This is a genomic window from Agrobacterium sp. SORGH_AS_0745, assembly GCF_030818995.1.
Classification (GTDB): Bacteria; Pseudomonadota; Alphaproteobacteria; order Rhizobiales; family Rhizobiaceae; genus Agrobacterium; species Agrobacterium tumefaciens.
The window spans coordinates 2,497,206-2,520,030 of sequence record NZ_JAUTBI010000003.1 but is presented as its reverse complement, the minus strand read 5'-3'; the positions used below and the strand labels follow the sequence as shown (position 1 = coordinate 2,520,030).

At 59.7% G+C, this 22,825-nt stretch carries 21 protein-coding genes and 2 pseudogenes; 15 read left to right on the top strand and 8 right to left on the bottom strand.

Features of this window, described 5'->3' with window-relative positions; all coding sequences use genetic code 11:
• Nucleotides 1–5 precede the first annotated feature (5 nt).
• Entirely contained in the window at nt 6–1,841 is a 1,836-nt protein-coding gene (gene ilvD / locus QE432_RS22055) for a dihydroxy-acid dehydratase (protein ID WP_013636431.1), read from the top strand.
• Between the two features lie 263 nt (nt 1,842–2,104).
• On the top strand, nt 2,105–3,106 hold the full coding sequence (locus QE432_RS22050; protein ID WP_041694472.1) for a serine hydrolase domain-containing protein: 1,002 nt from the start codon (nt 2,105–2,107) through the stop codon (nt 3,104–3,106).
• A gap of 3 nt (nt 3,107–3,109) precedes the next feature.
• Here QE432_RS22050 and QE432_RS22045 read toward each other — a convergent pair whose 3' ends face one another.
• Entirely contained in the window at nt 3,110–3,463 is a 354-nt protein-coding gene (locus tag QE432_RS22045) for a lysozyme inhibitor LprI family protein (RefSeq protein WP_306625645.1), read from the bottom strand.
• 174 nt (nt 3,464–3,637) lie between these two features.
• On the opposite strand from QE432_RS22045, the gene QE432_RS22040 reads away from it, so the two are divergent.
• Nucleotides 3,638–5,044 carry a DegQ family serine endoprotease gene (locus tag QE432_RS22040; protein ID WP_003516104.1) on the top strand — a complete coding sequence of 469 codons (1,407 nt, stop codon included), beginning with the start codon at nt 3,638–3,640 and terminating at the stop codon, nt 5,042–5,044.
• The gene (locus tag QE432_RS22035; protein ID WP_306625643.1) at nt 5,041–6,357 is read left to right on the top strand and encodes a replication-associated recombination protein A; all 1,317 of its coding nucleotides are present in this window, start codon (nt 5,041–5,043) and stop codon (nt 6,355–6,357) included. The genes QE432_RS22040 and QE432_RS22035 overlap by 4 nt, the downstream gene beginning before the upstream one ends.
• A gap of 81 nt (nt 6,358–6,438) precedes the next feature.
• Here QE432_RS22035 and QE432_RS22030 read toward each other — a convergent pair whose 3' ends face one another.
• Nucleotides 6,439–6,753 (bottom strand): DUF1883 domain-containing protein, encoded by a 315-nt coding sequence (locus tag QE432_RS22030; RefSeq protein ID WP_003516101.1) that lies wholly within the window; start codon nt 6,751–6,753, stop codon nt 6,439–6,441.
• Nucleotides 6,754–7,004: 251 nt separating this feature from the next.
• Here QE432_RS22030 and QE432_RS22025 point away from each other — a divergent pair, with 251 nt between their 5' ends.
• From QE432_RS22025 to QE432_RS22005, 5 genes are all read left to right on the top strand, one after another.
• Nucleotides 7,005–8,819 carry a methyl-accepting chemotaxis protein gene (locus QE432_RS22025; protein ID WP_013636425.1) on the top strand — a complete coding sequence of 605 codons (1,815 nt, stop codon included), beginning with the start codon at nt 7,005–7,007 and terminating at the stop codon, nt 8,817–8,819.
• 304 nt (nt 8,820–9,123) lie between these two features.
• Nucleotides 9,124–10,392 carry an extensin-like domain-containing protein gene (locus QE432_RS22020; RefSeq protein ID WP_306625641.1) on the top strand — a complete coding sequence of 423 codons (1,269 nt, stop codon included), beginning with the start codon at nt 9,124–9,126 and terminating at the stop codon, nt 10,390–10,392.
• 399 nt (nt 10,393–10,791) lie between these two features.
• The gene (locus QE432_RS22015) at nt 10,792–11,613 is read left to right on the top strand and encodes a sulfite exporter TauE/SafE family protein (protein WP_112154597.1); all 822 of its coding nucleotides are present in this window, start codon (nt 10,792–10,794) and stop codon (nt 11,611–11,613) included.
• A 104-nt stretch (nt 11,614–11,717) separates the two neighbouring features.
• Entirely contained in the window at nt 11,718–12,644 is a 927-nt protein-coding gene (locus QE432_RS22010; RefSeq protein WP_019567066.1) for an ABC transporter ATP-binding protein, read from the top strand.
• Entirely contained in the window at nt 12,641–13,402 is a 762-nt protein-coding gene (locus QE432_RS22005) for an ABC transporter permease (RefSeq protein ID WP_003516094.1), read from the top strand. Before QE432_RS22010 ends, QE432_RS22005 begins: the two co-directional genes overlap by 4 nt.
• A gap of 114 nt (nt 13,403–13,516) precedes the next feature.
• On the opposite strand, the gene QE432_RS22000 is transcribed toward QE432_RS22005, so the two are convergent.
• The 3 genes and pseudogenes from QE432_RS22000 to QE432_RS21990 form a co-directional block, all read right to left on the bottom strand.
• Nucleotides 13,517–14,224 (bottom strand): TIGR02281 family clan AA aspartic protease, encoded by a 708-nt coding sequence (locus QE432_RS22000; RefSeq protein WP_306625639.1) that lies wholly within the window; start codon nt 14,222–14,224, stop codon nt 13,517–13,519.
• Nucleotides 14,221–14,415 carry a DUF1289 domain-containing protein gene (locus tag QE432_RS21995; RefSeq protein ID WP_003516090.1) on the bottom strand — a complete coding sequence of 65 codons (195 nt, stop codon included), beginning with the start codon at nt 14,413–14,415 and terminating at the stop codon, nt 14,221–14,223. Before QE432_RS21995 ends, QE432_RS22000 begins: the two co-directional genes overlap by 4 nt.
• A gap of 19 nt (nt 14,416–14,434) precedes the next feature.
• Nucleotides 14,435–15,221, bottom strand: a pseudogene (locus QE432_RS21990) (adenosylcobinamide-GDP ribazoletransferase).
• A 131-nt stretch (nt 15,222–15,352) separates the two neighbouring features.
• Between QE432_RS21990 and cobT the strand changes: the two are divergent.
• On the top strand, nt 15,353–16,387 hold the full coding sequence (gene cobT / locus QE432_RS21985; protein ID WP_003516086.1) for a nicotinate-nucleotide--dimethylbenzimidazole phosphoribosyltransferase: 1,035 nt from the start codon (nt 15,353–15,355) through the stop codon (nt 16,385–16,387).
• Between the two features lie 8 nt (nt 16,388–16,395).
• Complete coding sequence (locus QE432_RS21980; RefSeq protein ID WP_306625636.1) at nt 16,396–16,800, top strand: diacylglycerol kinase; 405 nt, start codon at nt 16,396–16,398, stop codon at nt 16,798–16,800.
• 16 nt (nt 16,801–16,816) lie between these two features.
• Here the strand turns inward: QE432_RS21980 and pdhS2 are convergent, their stop codons facing one another.
• Nucleotides 16,817–18,352 carry a two-component system sensor histidine kinase PdhS2 gene (pdhS2, locus tag QE432_RS21975; protein ID WP_306625634.1) on the bottom strand — a complete coding sequence of 512 codons (1,536 nt, stop codon included), beginning with the start codon at nt 18,350–18,352 and terminating at the stop codon, nt 16,817–16,819.
• Between the two features lie 108 nt (nt 18,353–18,460).
• Here pdhS2 and QE432_RS21970 point away from each other — a divergent pair, with 108 nt between their 5' ends.
• From QE432_RS21970 to QE432_RS21955, 4 genes and pseudogenes are all read left to right on the top strand, one after another.
• Entirely contained in the window at nt 18,461–19,054 is a 594-nt protein-coding gene (locus tag QE432_RS21970; RefSeq protein WP_003516079.1) for a thermonuclease family protein, read from the top strand.
• Entirely contained in the window at nt 19,047–19,691 is a 645-nt protein-coding gene (locus QE432_RS21965) for a uracil-DNA glycosylase family protein (protein ID WP_162701178.1), read from the top strand. The genes QE432_RS21970 and QE432_RS21965 overlap by 8 nt, the downstream gene beginning before the upstream one ends.
• Before the next feature lie 70 nt (nt 19,692–19,761).
• Nucleotides 19,762–20,250 carry an Lrp/AsnC family transcriptional regulator gene (locus QE432_RS21960; RefSeq protein ID WP_003507846.1) on the top strand — a complete coding sequence of 163 codons (489 nt, stop codon included), beginning with the start codon at nt 19,762–19,764 and terminating at the stop codon, nt 20,248–20,250.
• 291 nt (nt 20,251–20,541) lie between these two features.
• Nucleotides 20,542–21,507, top strand: a pseudogene (locus QE432_RS21955) (aliphatic sulfonate ABC transporter substrate-binding protein).
• A 95-nt stretch (nt 21,508–21,602) separates the two neighbouring features.
• On the opposite strand, the gene QE432_RS21950 reads toward QE432_RS21955, so the two are convergent.
• Both QE432_RS21950 and QE432_RS21945 read right to left on the bottom strand, forming a co-directional pair.
• Nucleotides 21,603–22,427, bottom strand: coding sequence for a class I SAM-dependent DNA methyltransferase (locus tag QE432_RS21950; protein WP_013636415.1), 825 nt, complete (start codon nt 22,425–22,427; stop codon nt 21,603–21,605).
• Between the two features lie 84 nt (nt 22,428–22,511).
• On the bottom strand, nt 22,512–22,778 hold the full coding sequence (locus tag QE432_RS21945) for an usg protein (protein WP_003516070.1): 267 nt from the start codon (nt 22,776–22,778) through the stop codon (nt 22,512–22,514).
• Between the last annotated feature and the right edge of the window lie 47 nt (nt 22,779–22,825).

Sequence of the window (22,825 nt, the reverse complement as noted above, 5' to 3'; positions counted from 1 at the left end):
ACACCATGCCAGTCTATCGCTCCAGAACGACAACCCACGGCCGCAACATGGCGGGCGCGCGCGGCCTATGGCGCGCCACCGGCATGAAGGACAGCGATTTCGGCAAGCCCATCATCGCGGTGGTCAATTCCTTCACGCAATTTGTGCCGGGCCATGTGCATCTGAAGGATCTCGGCCAGCTCGTTGCGCGTGAAATCGAAGCCGCCGGTGGCGTTGCCAAGGAATTCAACACCATCGCTGTCGATGACGGCATCGCCATGGGACATGACGGCATGCTTTATTCGCTGCCGTCGCGCGAAATCATCGCTGACTCGGTCGAATACATGGTCAATGCCCATTGCGCCGACGCGATGGTTTGCATCTCCAACTGCGACAAGATCACCCCCGGCATGCTGAATGCGGCGATGCGCCTCAACATCCCCGCCGTCTTCGTTTCCGGTGGTCCGATGGAAGCGGGCAAGGTCGTTCTGCATGGCAAGACGGTCGCGCTCGATCTGGTTGACGCCATGGTCGCAGCTGCCGATGACAAGATTTCCGATGAGGACGTCAAGATCATCGAGCGTTCCGCTTGCCCGACCTGCGGTTCCTGTTCCGGTATGTTCACTGCCAATTCCATGAACTGTCTGACCGAGGCGCTCGGCCTTTCATTGCCCGGCAATGGCTCGACGCTTGCCACCCATTCGGACCGCAAACGCCTGTTCGTCGAGGCCGGTCACCTGATCGTCGATCTGGCGCGCCGTTATTACGAGCAGGACGACGAGACCGTTCTGCCGCGCACCATTGCCAACAAGGCTGCGTTTGAAAACGCCATGTCGCTGGATATCGCCATGGGCGGTTCCACCAACACGGTGCTGCATATTCTGGCGGCAGCGCATGAGGGCGGTGTCGATTTCGGCATGGAAGACATCGACCGTCTTTCCCGCAAGGTTCCCTGCCTTTCCAAGGTCGCGCCTGCCAAGCAGGACGTGCACATGGAAGACGTTCACCGCGCCGGCGGCATCATGCGCATTCTCGGCGAGCTGGATCGCGGCGGTCTCCTCAATCGCGATACCTACACGGTGCACGAGGCGACGCTGGGCGACGCCATCGACCGTTGGGACATCACCCGCACCAACAGCGAAACCGTGCGGCAGTTCTTCAAGGCTGCCCCCGGCGGCGTGCCGACGCAGGTGGCTTTCAGCCAGTCGTCGCGCTGGGACGATCTGGATACGGACGGTGAGAACGGCGTTATCCGCTCGGTTGAAAAGCCTTTCTCCAAGGATGGCGGTCTGGCCGTGCTTTATGGCAACATCGCTCTTGATGGCTGCATCGTGAAGACGGCGGGTGTCGACGAATCCATCCTTAAATTCAGCGGTCCGGCTGTTGTTTACGAAAGCCAGGACGCGGCGGTGAAGGGCATTCTTTCCAACGAGGTCAAGGCAGGTGATGTCGTCGTCATTCGTTACGAAGGACCGAAGGGCGGCCCCGGAATGCAGGAAATGCTCTATCCGACCAGCTATCTCAAGTCCAAGGGCCTCGGCAAAGCCTGCGCGCTGATCACCGACGGACGTTTTTCGGGCGGCACATCCGGCCTGTCCATCGGCCATGCCTCGCCGGAAGCGGCGCAGGGCGGTGCTATCGGCCTCGTGCGTCAGGGCGACTTGATCGAGATCGATATTCCCAACCGCACGATCAACCTCAAAGTTACGGATGCGGAACTGGCAGCCCGCCGCGCCGAGCAGGATCAGCTCGGCTGGAAGCCTGCGGAGTTCCGCAAGCGCAACGTCACGACAGCGCTGAAGGCCTATGCGGCTTTTGCGTCCAGTGCCGACAAGGGTGCTGTTCGGATTTTGCCGGAGTAATCTGGCGGGCAGGGTCCTACATTGCAGGCAGCCTGAGCCGCTCTTCTGAGCGGCTTTTTCTTGTTCTGACCCAGATTACGCGCGTCGTTAAGAAACAGATTCAATTGCCTCAGAGCTTGATTCTCCAAGCTCGCGCAACACGCTGTCTCTCCACCGTAAATTCTAACCATCCGGCCGTCCACCCGCCGTGCTGGCAGTCACATTGGAGTGATGTTCCGTCACTTGCCCTTTTCCAACGCGCTGCGATGCCTAACTTCAGCACCATGAAAAGACGAACCGCACTCGGCCTTATCGCATCCCTGCCTTTCGCCCGCCTTGCCCACGGGCAAACGGCAGGCAATGGCGCCCGCTTCAGTCCATTGCTCAACGAGGCGGATGGGCTTTCGAGCCTTAAAGCCGCCATCGTCAGTATTGACGGCCAGGAGGTGGCCAGCCGTGCCTATCACGGCGCCAGCCTTATGGGTTCCACCAACATCAAGTCGGCCTCGAAATCTGTGATTTCCGCGCTGGTCGGCATGGCGATCGACCGCAAGATATTGGCCGGGGCGGATCAGCCGATTGCCACGATCCTGCGCAGCGATTTTCCGCCGAACCCCGATGCGCGTCTGGAAAGGGTGACCATCGGCAACCTGCTTTCCATGCAATCCGGTCTGGAACGAATGTCCGGCCCGAACTACGGCCGCTGGGTCGCCAGCCGCAACTGGGTGCGAATGGCGCTGGGGTCGGGTTTTGCCGGAGAGCCGGGCGGTGGCATGCTTTACTCCACCGGTTCCACGCATCTGCTTTCGGCGATTTTGACCAAGGCATCCGGCCGTTCGACGCTGTCGCTGGCGCGCGACTGGTTCCGGCCGCTGGAGGGCTTCTCAATCGGCGGCTGGGAGCGCGATCCGCAGGGCATCTATCTCGGCGGCAACCAGATGGCGATGACGGCGCGGTCGCTGCTGGCTTTCGGCGAGCTTTACCGGCTGGGCGGGGTAACGCCAGGCGGCGAGCGTTTGATTTCGCAGAGCTGGATCGATCAATCCTGGCAACAACGCACCAATTCCGTCTTCAACGGCGATGGTTACGGCTATTGCTGGTTCATCAAGGAGATGGCGGGAGAGACGGTTTATTATGCCTGGGGCTACGGCGGGCAGATGCTCTATATCGTCCCCGCCAAACGGCTTTCGGTGGTTATGACGTCCCGTGAGGATGCGCCTTCGGCGAGAACCGGTTATCGCGACCAATTGCATGGGTTGATGGAGAATATCATTCGCGTTGCGTGAAAATCAGAGCGGTCTGTTTATGCTCTGGAAAGCTTCCCCGAGCCGCTTCATGCGCTCCTCATAGGCACTCGTGATGCAGGCGACATCCGCGTTGCATTCCTGGCGCTTTTTCAACCATTGGCTCTGTTCTTCGCGCAAGGTGTCGCGTGCGCCCATCGCCATCAGTTGTGTCAGGATGTCGAAGGTGGTGACCATCTTCACGTCCTGGTCGTTGAGGGCGCGGTTGTCGCAGATCGCCTTTTCATCCGCGGCCAGATGCGGCTTCGTGCAATCGAAGCTGGCGGCGTTGGCGGGCGAACCCAGTGAAGCGCAGGCGAGGAGGATGCCGGAGGCAAGGATTGTCTGTTTCATGTGCATGGGTCGTCTCATTTTGAGGACAGGCTCGTGTAGGTGAAACCGAAATGGGGTGCTGTTGGTTCCACCAGCACAAGCCGGTCATCGCATGAAAAAGATCGGCCATCATCTTGCCGCGCTTTGCTTTATAGGCTTTCACGTTATAACTCCATCATACTGATGAGGATGAGGAATCACATGCAGAGCGTGCTGAAGTATCTGTCCACCGGCTTTCTTGCGGCGCTGCTTCTCGTTCCGGTCGGAGCGCAGGCGCAGGACAACAAGACCGTGCCCGCAAGCCACACGGAAATGCAGCTTTCCTTCGCGCCGCTGGTCAAGCGTACCGCAGGCGCTGTGGTGAATGTCTATGCCGAACGCATCGTGCAGCGGCGCTCGTCGCCCTTTGCCGGCGACCCGTTCTTCGAACAGTTCTTCGGCCAGCAGATGCCGAACCGCACGGAGAAACAGTCCTCGCTCGGATCGGGTGTGATCGTGACGGCCGGCGGCCTCGTGGTGACCAATAATCACGTCATCGATGGCGCCGACGACATCAAGGTGGCGCTGGCGGATGGGCGTGAATTCTCCTCCAAGGTGCTGCTGAAGGACGACCGGGTCGATCTTGCCATTCTGCAGATCGACGCGAAGGAACAGTTTCCGGTGCTTTCGCTTGGCAATTCGGATGCCATTGAAGTCGGCGATCTCGTGCTTGCCATCGGCAACCCCTTCGGTGTCGGCCAGACGGTAACAAGCGGCATCGTCTCGGGGCTGGCGCGCAACCAGGTGACGCAGGGCGATTTTGGCTTCTTCATCCAGACCGACGCCTCCATCAACCCCGGCAATTCCGGCGGTGCGCTGATGAACATGGCGGGTGAGTTGATCGGCATCAATACTGCCATCTTCTCCAAGGGCGGCGGGTCGAACGGCATCGGTTTTGCCATTCCCGCCAATCTGGTCCGCGTTTTCGTTGCCGCCGCCGAGCGTGGCGACGCGAACTTCCAGAGGCCCTATATCGGCGCAACCTTCGATCCTGTCACCTCCGATGTCGCCGAGGCGCTTGGCCTGCACCGCGCGCGCGGTGCGCTCGTCGTCAGCGTCGTCAAGGGCGGCCCGGCGGAAAAGGCCGGCATCGAGCCGGGGCAGGTCGTAACGGCGGTCAACGGTTTGGAGGTGGAGCATCCCGATGCACTCGGTTATCGCCTCACGACTGCTGGCATCGGCAAGTCCGCCGAATTGACGCTGGTGGAGAAGGGTAAAGAGAAGAAGGTGACCATTGCGCTCGACACGGCGCCGGAAACCGCGCCGCGTGACGAACGGCTGCTGGAGGGACGCAATCCCTTGGCGGGCGCGACTGTCGCCAATCTTTCGCCGAAGCTTGCGGATGAACTGCGCATGCCTTCGCAGGTGACCGGCGTCGTCGTCACCGATGTGAAGCGCGGTTCGCCGGCCTATCGGGTCGGTTTCCAGCCGAAGGACGTCATCCTATCGCTGAACGGCTCGGATATCGGCTCCACGGCTGCGGTCGAAAAGGCGCTGGATGACAATCCCGGCTTCTGGCGGGTGGAAATCCTGCGTGACGGTCAACGTATCCGGCAGTTCCTGCGATGAGCGATGACCTCTTTGCCCCACAGGTGCCTGTCGAGGTCGCCAACCGGCGGCCTCTTGCCGACCGCCTGCGTCCGAAGACGCTGGCGGAGGTGACCGGGCAGCCGCATCTGACGGGTGAAGAGGGCGTGCTGCGCCGTATGATCGATAGCGGCTCACTCGGATCGATGATCTTCTGGGGACCGCCCGGCACCGGCAAGACGACGGTCGCGCGTCTGCTTTCGGGCGAGGCCGGGCTGGCTTTCGAACAGATTTCGGCGATCTTTTCCGGTGTTGCCGATCTCAAGAAGGTTTTCGAGGCAGCACGCACACGCCGGATGAACGGCCGGCAGACGCTGCTTTTTGTTGATGAGATCCATCGTTTCAACCGTGCCCAGCAGGACAGCTTCCTGCCGGTCATGGAAGACGGCACCATCATTCTTGTGGGTGCAACCACCGAAAACCCGTCCTTTGAACTGAATGCCGCTCTTTTGTCGCGGGCGCGTGTCCTCACGTTCGGTTCGCACGACGAGGAGAGCCTGGGCGAGCTTTTGAAGCGCGCCGAAGAGGCGGAGGGCAAGCCTCTGCCGCTGACCGAGGAGGCGCGTGTCAGCCTGATCCGGATGGCCGATGGCGATGGCCGCGCCGTGCTGACGCTTGCCGAAGAGGTCTGGCGCGCGGCGCGCAAGGAAGAGACTTTCGATACCGAAGGGCTGACGCGCATCGTGCAGCGGCGCGCGCCGGTTTACGACAAGGGACAGGACGGCCACTACAATCTGATTTCCGCGCTGCATAAATCGGTGCGCGGTTCGGACCCGGATGCGGCGCTTTATTATCTCTGCCGCATGTTCGATGCCGGCGAAGACCCGCTTTTTATCGGGAGGCGGCTGGTGCGCATGGCGGTGGAGGATATCGGCCTTGCCGATCCGCAGGCGCTTGCCGTCTGCAATGCCGCCAAGGACGCCTATGATTATCTGGGGTCACCGGAAGGCGAACTGGCGCTGGCGCAGGCCTGCGTCTATCTCGCTACCGCGCCGAAATCGAATGCCGTTTATACAGCCTTCAAATCGGCGATGCGGGCGGCCAAGGAAAACGGCTCGCTGGTGCCGCCAAAACATATTCTGAACGCGCCCACAAAGCTGATGAAGGGCGAGGGTTACGGTGACGGTTACCGTTACGACCATGACGAGCCGGATGCCTTTTCGGGACAGGACTATTTTCCGGAAAAAATGGGTCGCAAGACGTTTTACGATCCGCCCGACAGGGGGTTCGAGCGGGACATCCGCAAGCGTCTCGACTGGTGGGCGAAGCTGCGCCGCGAGCGCGGTTCGCGTTAAAAAGCTTTCTTCACAAAAAGAATCAGGCGCTTGCCAAAGTGAGTCGTAAAACCGCGCCATCCAACTGTTTCGAAAGGGAAATCAGGATGCCTTCCGGTGTTGCATGACCTGCGACGGCGCAGGCAGCATCTTGACCGAGGATTCCGCCAGACCGCTATGCCCTTCGGCATCGATCACCAGATGCCAGTGCAAGGTCTCGGGAATGCTGATGCGGATCGGCGATTTTTTCGCGACGCCGCCGAGATATTTGAAATCGAGCAATTCGGTGAAACGCTGGAAATTTGCGCCTGTCATCAGCCGTACATTGTTGACGGCCGACAGGGACACCTCAATGGTCGTCCCAGCCCGCAATTCCTTCAGGTCATAGTGTGTAAAGCGGAAATTCGGCCGTGACATTGCGCGTCTCCCTGTACCTGTATTTTGGCAAAAGAGGATAGGACGTCAGGGTTAACGAGCTCTTTAGAACGGCAGCACCCTGTAGAATTTCGGGTCGCTGCGCCGGCTTTTAAGGGCCGTGAAGAGTATTGGCGGGTTGGGAGGAGGAGGTGTGGAATAATACTAACGTATAATAAGCGTATTCAGTTATAATAAATTTTTTAACTCTAACATACGCTGGTCGAAGTGCCGTCAGCGGCGTTGGGGGGAATATGAAAAACGTCACGATATCTATGCGCCTTTATGCGCTCGTTGCATTGTTTCTGGCAATATTGACTGCGGCACTTACATTCAGCCTGTTCGAGACCTTTCATGAGATGGAACGCGAGCGTAAAGCGGGGCTCGCATCCATGAACGAAACGGCTGTCGCCATTCTTGAGCAATATTACCGGCTGGAGCAGGGTGGCACCCTGACGCGTGAGGCTGCGCAGCAACAAGCCAAGACCACGATTGCGGCGATGCGCTATGGCAACGGCAGCGGCTATTTTTGGATCAACGACATGCATCCCAAGATGGTGATGCATCCGATCAAGCCCGAGATGAACGGCAGCGATCTCACTGCCAACAAGGATCCGAACGGTAAGGCGCTGTTCGTCGAATTCGTCAATACGGTGAAGGCGGGCGGCCAGGGCTTTGTCGATTATTATTGGCCCAAGCCCGGCGCGCCGGACCCAGTCGAGAAATTTTCCCATGTCGCCGGTTTCGCGCCCTGGGGATGGATTGTCGGCACTGGCGTTTATGTCGACGATCTTGAGGCGGTTTTCTGGAGCAATGCCTATTTCAACATCGCAGTGTGTGTTCTGTCCGGCCTTCTGGTGATCGGCGTGGCTGCAGCCGTCGTGCGCAGCGTGACACGGCCTATTGATCGCATCCGGCAGAGTATGAAGCGGATCGCTGATGGTGACGGCGAGGCTGAAATTGAATTCGCCGACCGTCGCAACGAAATCGGCGCCATTGCCAAGACGTTGCTGGTGCTGCGTGACAGCGTCAACGAGCGCAGCGCCTTGCAGGCCCGCGAGGCGGGGCAGCAGCGGGCGCTGGAGGAGGCGCGGCATGGCAACGAGATGGCGTTGCGCTCCGCATCCGAGCGTCAGGCTCATGCCATGAACGAGCTCGGCAGTTCGCTGGAAGCACTCGCCAATGGCGATCTGACCGTCGAGCTTGCCGATATCGGCGGCGAATATGAAAAGCTGCGCATGGATTTCAACCGCGCCGTCGGCGCGCTGCATGGGGCGATCGAGGCGATCGCCAGAACCGGCCATGTCGTCAACGATAGCGCATCTGACATCAGCGGTGCGACCGGCAATCTTTCGCGCCGGACAGAGCAGCAGGCAGCGGCGCTGGAGGAGACGGCGGCGGCTCTTGACGAAATCACCGCGACGGTACGCACCGCTTCCGAACGGGCGAACGAGGCCCGACAAATGGTGCAGGATACAAAAACGAGCGCAGGCCGCTCGGGCGAGATCGTGCGCAATGCCGTCGATGCGATGGGCCGTATTGAGGAATCTTCGCGGCGCATCGGACAGATCATTTCCGTCATCGACGAAATCGCGTTCCAGACCAACCTTCTGGCGCTGAATGCCGGTGTCGAGGCCGCAAGGGCAGGCGAAGCGGGACGCGGTTTTGCCGTTGTGGCGCAGGAGGTTCGCGAACTCGCGCAACGCTCTGCCAATGCCGCCAAGGAGATCAAGACCCTTATCAATCGTTCCGCGGAAGAGGTCGGCGGCGGTGTCGCACTCGTTCGCTCCACGGGCGATGCGCTGGATGAGATCGTGACGCTGGTCAACCGGGTCGACGGCCACGTCAATTCCATCGCCACGGCGGCACGCGAACAGGCCACCGGCCTGCAGGAGATCAACACCTCCGTCAACCACATGGACCAGATGACCCAACAGAACGCCGCCATGGTGGAAGAGACGACGGCGGCCAGCCAGACGCTGGCCGAAGAAAGCCGGCAGCTCCGCGCGCTGCTGTCCCGTTTCGAACTCGGGCATGGGGCAGGGCGCGAGGTTTCGCGGGCGGCTTGATTTTTATCCGCTTGAGATAGTTTACAGGGCGCGGCTTTGGCTGCGCCCTTTCAGTTTCGAGGAAGTGCGACAAGCTCTCCTCCGTCGTGCCGGACCCGTGGTGTGTCTGCAGCGTGAGAGGCGTTGGTTTGCAGAGCTTTGCTCACACCTTTGGTATGATTTAGGTCGAGGCTTCCGCATTTCCCGCTTCACGGAACAGCCCGGTTCGTTATTTCTCCCAACCAATAAGGATTCGTTTACCCCGTTTCTTTAAAATTTACCTGTATTGCCGCGGGTAGCGGCCGCTGAAGGTACAGGTTCTCGTATGGCGTATGTTTCCCTTCCGCGTCGTCTTGTGACGTTGTTGATGATTTCCACGGTCATGGTGTCGTGTTCGGCGGAGGGCCTTGTGCCGCCGGCCGAGGTTGACGGCACGACGCGTGTCGGCGCCATCCGGTCGTCGCGACAGCAAGGCTACAGCGCGCCGCCGGGTGCGGTCTATCAGGCCGAGCGGACCGGGCAGGCCACCAATTATCCCGCAGCCGTGTCGCAGCCGATGCCGGAGCCTTATGCCTCGCAGGATCCCCTGCTGCAATCGCCACAGGGCGGCCAGGGCTATTCCACGCTGGATGGCCAGCATCAGGCGCGGATGGCCGCGAACGGCCAAAGCATGGCCTCCCCAGCCATGCCTAACCAGCAGGGCGCCGCAAATCAGATCGCCGAAGGCGAGGGCGGGGTGAACATGGATTCCATGCTGGGCGTGGAGCCGGTTCGCGGACTTGCGGAAGAGCAGGACGCCGATATTGCGGAAGGCGCTTCCGCCCAGCCGGTGGTGGACGGCATCGGCACCGACAATCCGGTTGCCGTTTCTCCGGCTCGCCGGCAACAAAGTGCGGGTCAGTCGCGGTTGATACCGCCACCGCCGCCGGGGTCTTCTTCCCGCCGCCAGCCGGTGGAGGAGGTCGCCATGCTGATGCCTAATGATCCGATGTCCCGCGACGGACTGCAAAGCAACCGCTCGGCCATGCCGCCCGGCATCATGCCATCCTCGGAAGTGGCCTGTCGCTCCGAGCTGCGCCGTCTCGGCGTCGCCTTCCGCGACGTTGCGCGCATTGCAGATGGACCGACCTGCGGTATCGACTATCCGATCGAACTCAGCGGGCTTGCCAGCGGCGTTGCCATCCGCCCGGCAGTGAAGCTCAATTGCCAGGTCACGCTTGCCTTCGCCAAATGGGTAAAGTTCGAACTCGTGCCGTCCTCCCGCTTCCGTTACCTCTCAGGCGTCGGGCGCATCACGCCCATGGGCGGTTATTCCTGCCGCAAGATGAATTCGCGCTCCAGCAATCCATGGTCCGAACATGCGCGCGGCAACGCCATCGATATCGGCACCATAACGCTGAACAACGGGAAGGAGATTGACGTTCGCAGCAAGAACTTCTTCGCCTTCCGGGAAAAGGCGCTGCTGAAGGCAGTGAGGTCCGATAGCTGCAAATATTTCTCAACGGTTCTCGGGCCGGGCAGCGATCCCAACCACTGGAACCATTTCCACTTCGACCTGCGCACCCGCAAGTCCGGTTACAGGCATTGCGACTAGGGGCGGCTAGACGACACGGTGGTGCATGACGATAGGCGTGAGGCATTAGTTGTGGTGCGTCATATCGACCCGTAACTTCCCGTCCGTCCCGGAGCTACCCGGAATGACGGAGTGGGGATGTGACCACATTACGATTTGGGCCTGTTGGGTTTGGTGCTAGCCGCCTAAAAAAAGACCGGCCCTAAGGCCGGTTGAAGAAGACTGCCTAAATCGGGGGATATCGGCGTCTTTGCAAGGGCATGCAATGGGAAGAAATCCCATAAAACGGTCCATCCGGTGCGGATATCCGGCAAAAAACATCGCGCCGTACTGACCTGTGGCCAACATGGCTTGCCGCCCTTTTCTGATACGCTATGAGCGTCACATGTTTGTGACAACGGCCCGCTGGAGCCTGCTTTCATGCCCCCTGTTTCAGAGATACTGATCTTTGCTTCGGCGCTTGCGGCCGCGGGCGTGGTCGCTGGACTTCTGGCGGGGCTGTTCGGCATTGGCGGCGGTGCTGTGCTGGTGCCGGTGTTCTACCATGTGTTCGGGCTTCTGGATGTGCCGGAGGCGGTGCGCATGCATCTGTCGCTTGGGACTTCGCTCGCCATCATCGTGCCGACCTCCATTCGTTCCTTCCTGACGCATCAACAGAAAGGTGCCGTTGATATCGATCTCCTGAAGGGCTGGATCGTCGCCGTGCCGCTCGGCACCATCCTCGCATCTGTGGTGGCTGCGCATGCCTCGAGCGTCGCCCTGCGGCTGATCTTCGCTTTCATTGCGCTTGCGCTCGCTTTCCGGATGATCTTCAACCGGGCGAGCTGGCATCTCGGTTCAGACCTGCCGAAAAACCCGGTCCGCTTTCTGGTCGGCACCGGCATCGGCCTTCTGTCTGGCCTGATGGGTGTGGGCGGCGGGGTGATGAACAATACTTTCATGACGCTTTACGGACGCACCATCCATCAGGCGGTTGCCACATCCTCCGGTGTCGGAGTGCTTATTTCGCTGCCGGGTCTCCTCGGCTATATCTGGGCCGGCTGGGGTGATGCAGGTCTGCCGCCTTTTTCCACCGGCTTCATCAACTGGATCGCCGTCGCGCTGCTGATCCCCATCACGCTTGTCGTCGCGCCCTATGGCGCGCGGCTGGCGCATGCACTCAGCAAGAAGCAGCTGGAGCGGGCCTTCGGGGTGTTTCTGGTCTTCGTCGCGGCCCAGTTTTTCTACAGCGTCTACAGCTGATTTTCCCTCCCCGCCGAATGCAGTGTTCAGGCCGTTGGGCTGGCAATTGCGGGTTGTACGGCCTATATGGCGTGCATCTTACTCGTTTTTTCGAAAGATTCGCGATGAATGCCATTGTTTCGATACGGAATCTGACCAAATCCTACTCAAATGGCTTTCAGGCGCTCAAAGGTGTCAGCCTCGATATCAGAGAGGGGGAAATCCTTGCTCTTCTCGGGCCCAACGGAGCCGGCAAGACGACGCTGATCTCTATCATCTGCGGGCTTGTCAATCCGGGTGAAGGCTCGGTTCTCGTTGGCGGATATGATGTGGTGAAGGATTTTCGCCAGACGCGTGCCCTGATCGGCCTTGTGCCACAGGAACTGACGACAGACCAGTTCGAGACCGTGTGGAACACCGTCAGCTTCTCGCGTGGTCTGCATGGGCAGAAGAAGAACCCGGAACTGATCGAGCGCGTCCTGAAATCGCTGTCGCTCTGGGACAAGAAGGACAATATGTTGCGGGAGCTTTCCGGCGGCATGAAGCGACGCGTGCTGATCGCCAAGGCGCTTGCGCACGAACCGAAGGTCCTCTTCCTCGACGAGCCGACGGCGGGTGTGGATGTTACCTTGCGCCGCGACATGTGGAATGTCGTTTCCGAGCTGCGCTCCAAGGGCGTCACAATCATTTTGACCACGCATTACATCGAGGAGGCGGAAGAGATCGCCGATCGGGTGGGTGTCATCAATGGCGGCCAATTGTTGCTGGTGGAAGAAAAGACCGCGCTGATGAAGAAGCTCGGCCGCAAGCAGCTTTTCCTTGAACTTTCGCAGCCGGTGGAGGCGTTGCCGGACAGTCTCTCATCTTTCGGCCTTTCGCTCTCGGATGACCGCAACACCATCACCTACGAGATCGAGGATAACGGCGAGCAGGGGCGCATTGCCGATCTGCTGACCGCGCTTTCCGGTGCCAACATCCATTTCAAGGATATTTCGACACGTCAAAGCTCTCTTGAGGATATTTTCGTCTCGCTGGTAGGAGACCAGAAATGAATTTCGAAGCTGTCAAGTCCATCTACCTGTTCGAAATGGCGCGCACCCGCCGCACCCTGTTGCAGAGTGTCGTGTCGCCGGTCATTTCCACCTCTCTCTATTTCATCGTTTTCGGAACGGCGATCGGGTCAAGGATTCAGGAGGTTGGCGGGGTTTCCTATGGCGCGTTCATAACGCCCGGCCTGATCATGCTGACGCTTTTGACGCAATGCATCAGCAACGGCTCTTTCGGCATCTATTTTCCGAAATTCACCGGCACGGTCTACGAGATATTGTCTGCGCCAGTGGCGATGACGGAAATTGTTGCCGGTTATGTCGGGGCGGCGGCGACCAAGGGGCTGATGATCGGTACGATCATCCTGATAACGGCCTCCTTCTTCGTGGATATCACCATCGCCCATCCGTTCATGATGATCCTGTTCTTTGTGCTGACGGCGGTGAGCTTCAGCCTGTTCGGCTTCATCATCGGCATCTGGGCCACGAATTTCGAGCAGCTGAACCTCATCCCGATGCTGGTGGTGCCGCCTCTGACATTCCTTGGCGGCAGCTTCTACTCCATCGACATGCTGCCGCCCTTCTGGCAGACGGTCAGTCATTTCAACCCGGTGCTCTACCTCATCAGCGGTTTCCGCTGGAGCTTCTACGAGATCGCCGACGTCAATCCCGTCATCAGCCTGGCGATGATCACGCTGTTCCTCGCACTCTGCCTCGGCGTCGTCGGCTGGATGTTCAAGACCGGTTACCGGCTGCGCAACTGACCGGAAAGAGGTTTGCCGTGAATGTGATACGCCCGGTTTGCACCGGGCGTTTTCGTATTCGGATAGCGAGACGTTATTTTTGATCGCGAGCAGGAACTGTCTGCCCGGCAGGTTTTACCTGTCTCGCAATCTCAACTCATCGGTCTGCATCTGCATCGAACCAAGCGTCGACAGGAAGCTCATGCCGAGCAGGCTCTGGCCCAGTTGGCCATCCTGCGCGACGAGGGCGGGGATGTTGCTCCGCGCGATCGGGCCGATGCCGATCTCGGACAGGGTGACGGGCGCTGCCGCCGTGCGGCCGTTCGCGGTCATCACCGGCACGGTGTAGCGCAGTTTCGTGGTGTCGATGCCGATGGCGGCGGCATCGGCATTGGCCAGCACCACGGAGCTCGCGCCGGTATCGACCAGCATGTGGATGGTTTTGCCTTCAATGCTGACATTCGCCTCGAAATGGCCGCTCATCGATTTGTGCAGTATGATCTCCTGTTCGCCGCCAGCGGTCGTCACCACCACCGCGCGGCCGGGCATCAGGCCACCCAGCAGCCGGTCGGCGAAGGATTGCAGGTCGTAGCGATAGAGATAGACGGATACGAGGCCGAGGATAATCACGAGCCAGATGGCGAGTTGCCGGACAACGCTTGCGAAGCTGCCGCGGCTTCGCGCCAGAATGCCGACGGATAGCAATCCCGCAATCGGCAGGAGATAGACGATCTGCCCGAATTTCTCGTTGTCGATGCCGAAGGTGCGGCCGCTGTCGTGATTGACGAGAAGCAGGCCGAGACCCACGGCCAGCAAGAGGAGAACGAAAGTCAGCCTGTTCATGCGGTGTGCGTCTCCCTGGAGGTGTCCTTGCCCGTTTTTGCCAGTCTTTCGGGAAGCGCCTGCATGATCATGCGGCGCTTTTCGTCGCTATAGGTTGCCCAGCCGCCGATCTCGTCCAGCGTGCGTCCGCAACCGATACAGAGGGTGTTTGTGGCGTCGAGGGAGCAGATATGAATGCAGGGTGTTTCCATGGGGATCTATATCAGTCTGTCACGTCGCAAGGGCAAGAGCGATGAGAGTAACGATCTCCGTGATCTGCTGGCTGGCGCCGATTGTGTCGCCGGTGTGGCCGCCGATCTTGCTGACACAGAGCCTGCCGAACAGCATCGTCGCGAGGCAGGCAGCCGCCAGAACGACTACGATAGACACAAAGGGCAGGGCATGCAGCGTGAAAAGCACGAGCAGCAGCAACCCTGTTGCGAGCGCGATGTTGCGCTCGCTTTCCCCGGGTTGGCCGGCGCCGGCGGCGATGCCGGAGGTTTTGGCGGCGGGCAGTGACTGCCAGTGCCATACCATCAGGGCGCGGCTCACCACCAGCGCGGCAATCAGGCAGGCGGCGGCGGTCTTGGCAGGCAGGGTTTCTATAAGCGATGCGAGTGCCGTGGCGCGCAGTGCAAAGGACAGGACCATGGCGATCGTGCCATAGCTGCCGATGCGACTGTCCTTCATGATCTCAAGCGTTTTCGGCTTGTCCTTGCCGCTGCCGAAGCCATCGGCCATATCCGCCAAGCCGTCTTCGTGCAACGCACCGGTTATGAGCGCGGTGACGGCGATGGCAAGCCAGCCGGTGAGCTGCGGTGAGGCGTCGAACTTCGCTAATGCCACCACGAGGACAGCAGCGGGGCAGGGCGATCAGGAGGCCTGCTGCGGGAAAAGCGCGTGCTGTCCGGCGCATCGATGGACCGTCACCTTCACCGAAGAAGCGCGATGGGACCGGCAGGCGGCTGAGAAAGGCAACGGAATGCATGACATCTGTTATAAAATCCCCGGCCTTCATGCTCTCTCCGCTGCTGTACTTGCATTTCCGGTTGTTCCGCGGCGCGTCCGCGATTATGAGAGGCGCAACAAAGACCGATTTGCCGGAAAACACAAGTTTCCGCCAACCCGACGACGAGAAAGACAGATACCATGAGCATGAGCGGATTGCCCTTCGACGATTTCCGCGCGCTGCTGCGCGAGCTTCCCGGCCCGGATACGCATGCGCTGGTCGCGGCCAAGGAGCGCAATGCGCAACTGACGAAACCGGCCGGTTCGCTCGGTCGCCTGGAAGAAATCGCCATGTGGCTTGCCGCATGGTCGGGTCGCTCGCCCGCCGTCACCCGTCCGCTGGTGGCGATTTTCGCCGGCAATCATGGCGTCACCCGGCACGGCATCACGCCCTATCCGACATCCGTGACGCAGCAGATGGTGGAGAATTTTGCGGCAGGCGGTGCGGCGATCAACCAGATTTGCGTCACCAACGATCTCGGTCTGAAGATTTTCGATCTGGCACTTGACTACCCGACCGGCGACATCACCTGCGAGCCTGCCCTTTCCGAGCGCGATTGCGCCGCCACCATGGCCTTCGGCATGGAGGCGATTGCTGGCGGTACCGACCTTCTCTGCGTTGGCGAAATGGGCATCGGCAACACCACCATCGCAGCGGCGATCAATCTGGCGCTCTATGGCGGCACGGCGGAAGAGTGGACCGGTCCCGGTACCGGCTCTGAAGGCGAGGTCATGGCCCGCAAGATCGCGGCGGTGAAGGCTGCCGTGGAGTTCCACAAGGACCATCTGTCCGATCCGCTCGAAATCATGCGCCGTCTCGGTGGCCGTGAGATTGCGGCGATTGCCGGCGCCATCCTTGCCGCCCGCGTGCAGCGCATTCCTGTGCTGATCGACGGTTATGTGGCGACTGCCGCTGCCGCGCTGTTGAAGGCTGCCAATCCTTCGGCGCTCGACCATTGCCTGATCGGCCATGTCTCCGGTGAACCGGGCCATCTGGCTGCCGTCGAGAAACTTGGCAAGACGCCGCTGCTGGCGCTGGGCATGCGGCTTGGCGAGGGCACGGGTGCGGCTTTGGCCGCCGGCATCGTCAAGGCTGCCGCCGCCTGCCATTCCGGCATGGCGACTTTCGAAGCTGCCGGTGTCGATACTGGTACTCATTCCCACACTGAGCATTGAGGCCGAAGATGGACGCAACGCCGCAGAAGAAGCAACCGGAACCTGTCTTTCGCAAGGAAAAGGGATGGCGGCATCTTTTTGCTGCTGCCCGCTATTCCTTGCAGGGGCTTGGACGGCTGTGGCAGGAAGCGGCGTTCCGGCACGAGGTTCTCGCCTTCGGCGTCGGCCTTGCCCTGCTTTTGGTCGCCCGCGCGCCGTTTGCGCATCTTCTCGTCTTTACGGTGCTGATGCTGCTTTTGTTCGCGGTCGAGGCGCTCAATACCGCGATTGAGGAGTTGGTGGATCGCATCTCGCCGGAAATTTCTTCCGTCGGGCGGCACGCCAAGGATCTCGGTTCCTTCGCCGTCTTCTGCCTTTTGACGGCAAACGGATTTTTCGTGCTTTATTCGCTGGTGACGACGCTGTTCTTCTGAACGGCAGATTTGACGCTTAGGCGAAGGACCGGCGGCGTGGCTGGATGGCGTGGGTTTCCTCCACGGCTGGAAGGCTTTGCAGCACGCGTTTTGCCGGCAGGATGGCGATGCCTTCGGTGCCTTCACGCAATTTCGATTTCAGGATGAACTGGCCGTCATGCTTGGCAAGGATGGCCTGAACGATGGGCAGGCCGAGCCCGGTTCCCTGTTCGGCGCTCTTGATCGCGATCGATCCCTGACCGAAGGCCGACAGCACCACGGGGATCTCTTCCTCTGGGATGCCGGGGCCGTTGTCCTTGATCGACACATATTGCCCGCCACCCGCCGTCCAGCCTGCCTTCACGAGGATTTCACCGCCCTGCGGGGTGAATTTCACGGCATTGGAGAGCAGGTTGAGGATGACCTGGCGGATCGATTTTTCATCCGCCCAGACCTGCGGCAGGCTGCTTTCAAACTGCTGCGAAATCCTGATGGTCTTGGCGCGGGCGCGAAGCTGGATCATGCCGATGCAATCTTCGGCGATCTCAAGCATCGAGACCGCTTCTTCATTGAGGTCGTAGCGGCCGGCCTCGATACGCGACAGGTCGAGGATTTCGTTGATGAGGTCGAGCAGATGCTGGCCGGAACGGTGGATGTCGCCCGAATATTCCTTGTAGAGCGGATTGTTGAGCGGACCGAGCACCTCTGCGGACATGACTTCGGAGAAGCCGAGAATGGCGTTGAGTGGGGTTCGCAGCTCGTGCGACATGGAGGCGAGAAAGCGCGATTTAGCCAGATTGGCCTCTTCCGCACGCCGCCGCGCCTCATCCGACATTGAGTTGGCGACTTCGAGTTCGGCGATCAGATCATCTTTTTCAGTCTGCGACGACAGCAGCTTGATGCTGGTCTGGTAAAGCCTGCTGGTGATGCGATGACAGAAAAGAATCGCCATGCCGAACATCAGGGCGAGGCCAACATCGAAGGGATCGCGGGAGACGGCGGAGGTGACGCACAGCGCCGCCAGCACCGGCAGGAAGGTCATGAAGGTGGCCCGCCGCAGCATGAAATTGCCCATGGCGGTAAGCGAAAGCGCGATCATCAGCGTCGCGCCCTTGAAGAAAAGAACGAGTGTCGGGTTGTTGCGCACCGGTTCGGCCAAGGCGAACATTGCCCAGGCGCAACCGATGAGGATCTGCATGGCAAGGAAGAGATTGCGCCACTTCGGCAGATTTTCGGCCGTGATCCCCTGTTTGGCGGCTCTTTTGGCCAGCACCAGAGACATGGCATGGAAACTCAGCGCAATGAGCGACCAGATGATCAGCCCTATGTCACCCGTGATATACAAACCGATGATAGAGGCTAATACGATGAAAAGCGGCATGATCATCGCGCCCTGAAGGGCTTCTGCGATGTGCATCGTCAGCATTTCACGTTCATAGGCTTCGCTGCCGCCAGCGCCTTGCTGCAAGCGTTCACGCGTCGTCTTCACCGTGTCGAAAACAGCCTTGTTACGGTGCTTTCGTGAACGGTCGACGATGATCTTATCGGTGGACGTGCTGACGCTTTTACTCATTGTTACAACGCAGGTGACATGAACCCTTTGCAGGCTACGCACAAAATCTTAAGAAGATGCTGCCGTGAAAGGATTTGTTTGCCATTTCTGACAAGGGTTTGTTGTGACATGAGACGAAATGGAGGCAGGCGCGGCTTTTTCTCGACGTTTCGCGACGGCGGGCTTTTCCTTGCCACCGTTTTTCTCGGCATTCTGATTGCCGCCAAGCTCGATCAGATCAATAGCGAGACCCATACCGGCCGTTTCTTCGTGATCGATGGCGATACGCTTTCAAAGGGCGAGGACCGGTTCCGGCTGCTCGGCATCGATGCGCCGGAGCTTTCGCAGACGTGCCGACGCGGCAGCGAAACCTGGCCATGCGGCGCGGAGGCGCGCCGCGTTCTGCAACAGATGATCGAAGGCACGACCTTTTCCTGTTCCGGCAGTTCCAGGGACCGTTACGGACGGCTGCTGGTCTATTGCTCGGCGGGAGACCGGGATGTGTCCTCGGAAATGGTGGCGTCGGGTTTTGCCATCGCTTCAGGTTATTTCCAGTTCTCCGGCGAACAGGCGCTGGCGCGCAAAGAAGCTCGCGGCATATGGGCCGGAGAATTCGAAAAACCGGCGGAGTGGCGGCGCGAACATCGCGCAGCGGATTTGCAAACGCCCGCAGCGGGTTTCCTCACCATCATCCGTCATCTTCTGGGATGGAATCATGGCTGAGGCGGATCGAGCCCTGCCGATGAATGACGACGGGTTGGACGGGCTTCGGGGCGCGATTGCCCTCTGTCGCATCTGTCGCGACACCCCAACCTACGGACGCCTGCCGCACGAACCCCGACCGGTCGTGGTGATGTCGACCAAGGCGCGTATCATGATTGCAGGGCAGGCGCCCGGGCTTCGCGTGCATGAAACGGGTGTGCCTTTCAACGATGCCTCCGGCGACAGGCTGCGCCAGTGGCTGAATGTTGATCGTGAGACATTCTACGATCCGGACCGCTTCGCTATTGTGCCCATGGGGTTCTGTTTCCCCGGCTATGACGACAAGGGCAGTGACCTGCCGCCTCGACGCGAATGTGCGCCGCAGTGGCGGGAGAAGGTGCTGGCGGCGATGCCGCAGGTGGAGCTGGTCCTTGCCATCGGTCAATATGCCCAGGCCTTTCATCTCGGCGAAAGACGGCGGAAAACCATGACCGAGACCGTGTACGACTGGCGCAGCTATTTTCATTCAAATTCGGGACCGGCCATTTTGCCGCTGCCGCATCCAAGCTGGCGCAACACCGGCTGGCTGAAGAAGAATCCGTGGTTTACCGAGGAGCTGCTTCCTGTTCTGCGAGAACATGTGGAAATGCGACTTTAGTGAAACAATTTTCTGTTTTTCTCTAAAAATTAGTGTATTGAAAGGAAATTAATTCAGGAGGGTAGACGCATTGGATCGCCTAGACCGTAAGATTTTGCGCATTCTGCAAGAGGATTCCACGCTGGCTGTCGCTGATCTGGCGAAAAAGGTCGGCCTTTCCACGACGCCCTGTTGGCGGCGTATCCAGAAGATGGAAGAGGACGGTGTCATCCGCCGGCGCGTGGCGCTGCTGGATCCGGTCAAGGTCAACACCAAGGTCACCGTTTTCGTCTCCATCCGCACTGCCTCCCATTCCATCGAATGGCTGAAGCGGTTTTCCGAGGTGGTGTCCGAGTTCCCCGAAGTCGTCGAGTTTTACCGCATGAGCGGCGATGTCGATTATCTGCTGCGCGTTGTAGTGCCTGACATCGCGGCCTACGATGCCTTTTACAAGCGGATGATCGCCAAGATCGAAATTCGTGACGTGTCGTCTGCCTTTGCGATGGAACAGATCAAATATACGACGGAACTGCCGCTCGATTACATGCTGCTGGATAATCCCAAATCCGGCGAGGAGTGATCCCGGCTGATCAGGCTTTTTGAACAATGCCCTTTCCGGCTGCCGGGGAGGGCATTTTTCGTTGGGCAGTTTGCTTTTCCGCAAGCACTCAAGTCGGCCATCTGGCGGTTGTCCGGGGAATGCACACTCCTGGCGTACCGAGGCGGCCAGGCAATCTTATTCCGCCTGCGACGGCAAATTAGCACATTCAATTCTCTTTGCACTGGTGCCGCGCAAAGTGGGATTTTGATAAAATCACTCGAATATCTACGCTTTGTATATCTGATGATGGCAACAGCGAAGGATATCCACATGCTCACACGACGCGGAACATTGGGACTGATTGCGGGTGCAACGGGGGCGGCGTTCCTGCCGCATATCCGGCGGGCTGGAGCCGCGACCACCACGTTACGGATCGGCTGGCAGAAGAATGGCGTGATCGCGTTGGCAAAGAGCCAGGGCGCGCTTGAAGCGCTGTTGAAGGATCGCGGCATTGAGGTCAAATGGTCGGAGTTCTCCTCCGGGCCGCCGCTTCTTGAAGCGCTGGGCGCAGGTGCGCTGGATATCGGACCGACGGGCGATGTGCCGCCACTTTTCGCGCAGGCTGCCGGTGGCAATCTGCGCTATGTGGGAACTTACAAGGGCGCCGCCGGTGGATCGGCAATCCTTGTGCAGAAGGATTCGCCGCTGAAGACGCTGGCCGACCTCAAGGGCAAGAAGGTGGCTTTCAAGCGCGGCTCCAGCGCCCATAACGTTACTGTCAAAGCATTGCGAACGGCCGGTCTGACGCTGAACGACATAACATCCATCGACCTTGCCCCGCCGGATGCGGCGGCCGCTTTCCGCAGCGGCAGCATCGATGCCTGGTCGATCTGGGATCCTTATTTTGCCGTGGCGGAAAAGGAGCCGACGACACGGGTTCTCACGACTGCCGAAGGTATTGTCGATCCCTGGAGCTATTTCCTCGCCAATGGCGACTTCGTGGAAAGCAATCCCGACCTCGTGCCGCTGCTCCTCAGGGAACTCGCAAGCGTCGGCGCAAAGGCTTAGGCCAATATCGATGAGACTGCAAAATTGCTGGCGGCGATAACCGGCGTCCCGCAGGATGTCACCAAGGTGTCGCTGACGCGTCCGGGAGCGGATCTGGGGCGTGTCTCGCTGGTTTCGGATGAGGCCATCAGCTATCAGCAGGCGCTGGCCGACGAGTTCTACGATCTGAAAATCGTGCCGAAGAAACTCAAGGTTACCGATATCGTCTGGCGTCCGAAAGCGAGTTGAGCCGGGCGAAAGCTGAGTCTCTTCAATCGTCTGGCTGTAGTTGCTGAGAGATTGATTCAGGCAAGCGCTCCATGTCAGGAGCGCTTGCCTCTGCCTCAGCCCTTGAGCCTGGCAATCACCAGATGGCCGGGTGTGGGGTTGCCGTCCTGCATGCGCACGTTAATGTCGGTGACTTCGACTATGTCGAAACCGGTCGCTGCCAGTCTTTCCCGAACATAGGTTTCAGCGTGGGCGAAACGCTGGTGCGGGCCGACCATATAGGGGCGTCCGGCCATGGTTGCCTCGGGCAGCGTTTCCGACGAGAAGATCAGCAGGCCACCAGGGACGAGGTTTTCAGCGGCGCCGAAAAACAGCGGTTCCAGCGCGCCGAGATAGGGCAGCACATCGGTTGCGGTGATGATGTCGAAGGGCTCGTCGTCATTGTCTTCGAGAAAGTCCTCGGCTTCGGCGACATAAAGCGTCTCGTAGAGGTCCTTCTCGTGGGCGATCTCGACCATGTTTTCGGAAATGTCGATGCCGGTGATGTCATCAGCCATGTCGCGCAGCGCTTCGCCGGTGAGGCCGGTGCCGCAGCCGAGATCGAGCAGGCGCTTGAAGGGGCCGAGTTCAAGCGTTTGCAGGCGCTGGCGCACCATCATCGGCACTGCATAACCGAGCTGTTCGACAAGAATATCCTCGAAGGCTTCGGCGTGCTGGTCGAACAGGGTTTCGACATAGGCGTCGGGCGCTTTGGAAGGCGGTTCGCCGCGGCCCATGGCGGCGATGCGAACGGCTGCGCCGCCGTGATCGTCCGGATCGATGGCCAGAACCTCTTCATAGGCCTTCACCGCCGCGTCAACATCGCCGGCCTTTTCAAGCGCGAGCGCGCGGTTATAGGCTTCGGCAAGCGCCTCTTCGTCAATTTTCTGGTTCTTCGTCATCGTGCGGTATCCGTCAGCATCTTCAGTTGAAGTCTGCTGTAAGCCGCAAGACGGACGGGCGCAATGCTTATGTGGCGATGGGCCTCAGTGGAGAATGAACTCTCCTTTCAGTGCGCGCCATTCCTGCGCCGAGATCACCTGCCGGTGCACATAGCGGACCGAGTGCAACGGACCGTCTAGCTTTTCCTGCCAGAATTTGAGGAAACCGTGCATTTCGGGGAAATCCGGGGCGAGATCATAGTCCTGCCAGACATAGGTCTGGAGAACCAGCGGATGGTCCGGCATGCGATAAAAAATCTGGGCGGTGGTGAGGCCGTAGCCCCTCAGCATCATTTCCATTTCCTTGTTCATGTCGGCTGTTCCCGTTCTCATGATTGCCGATCACAGCGTTGTCGCTG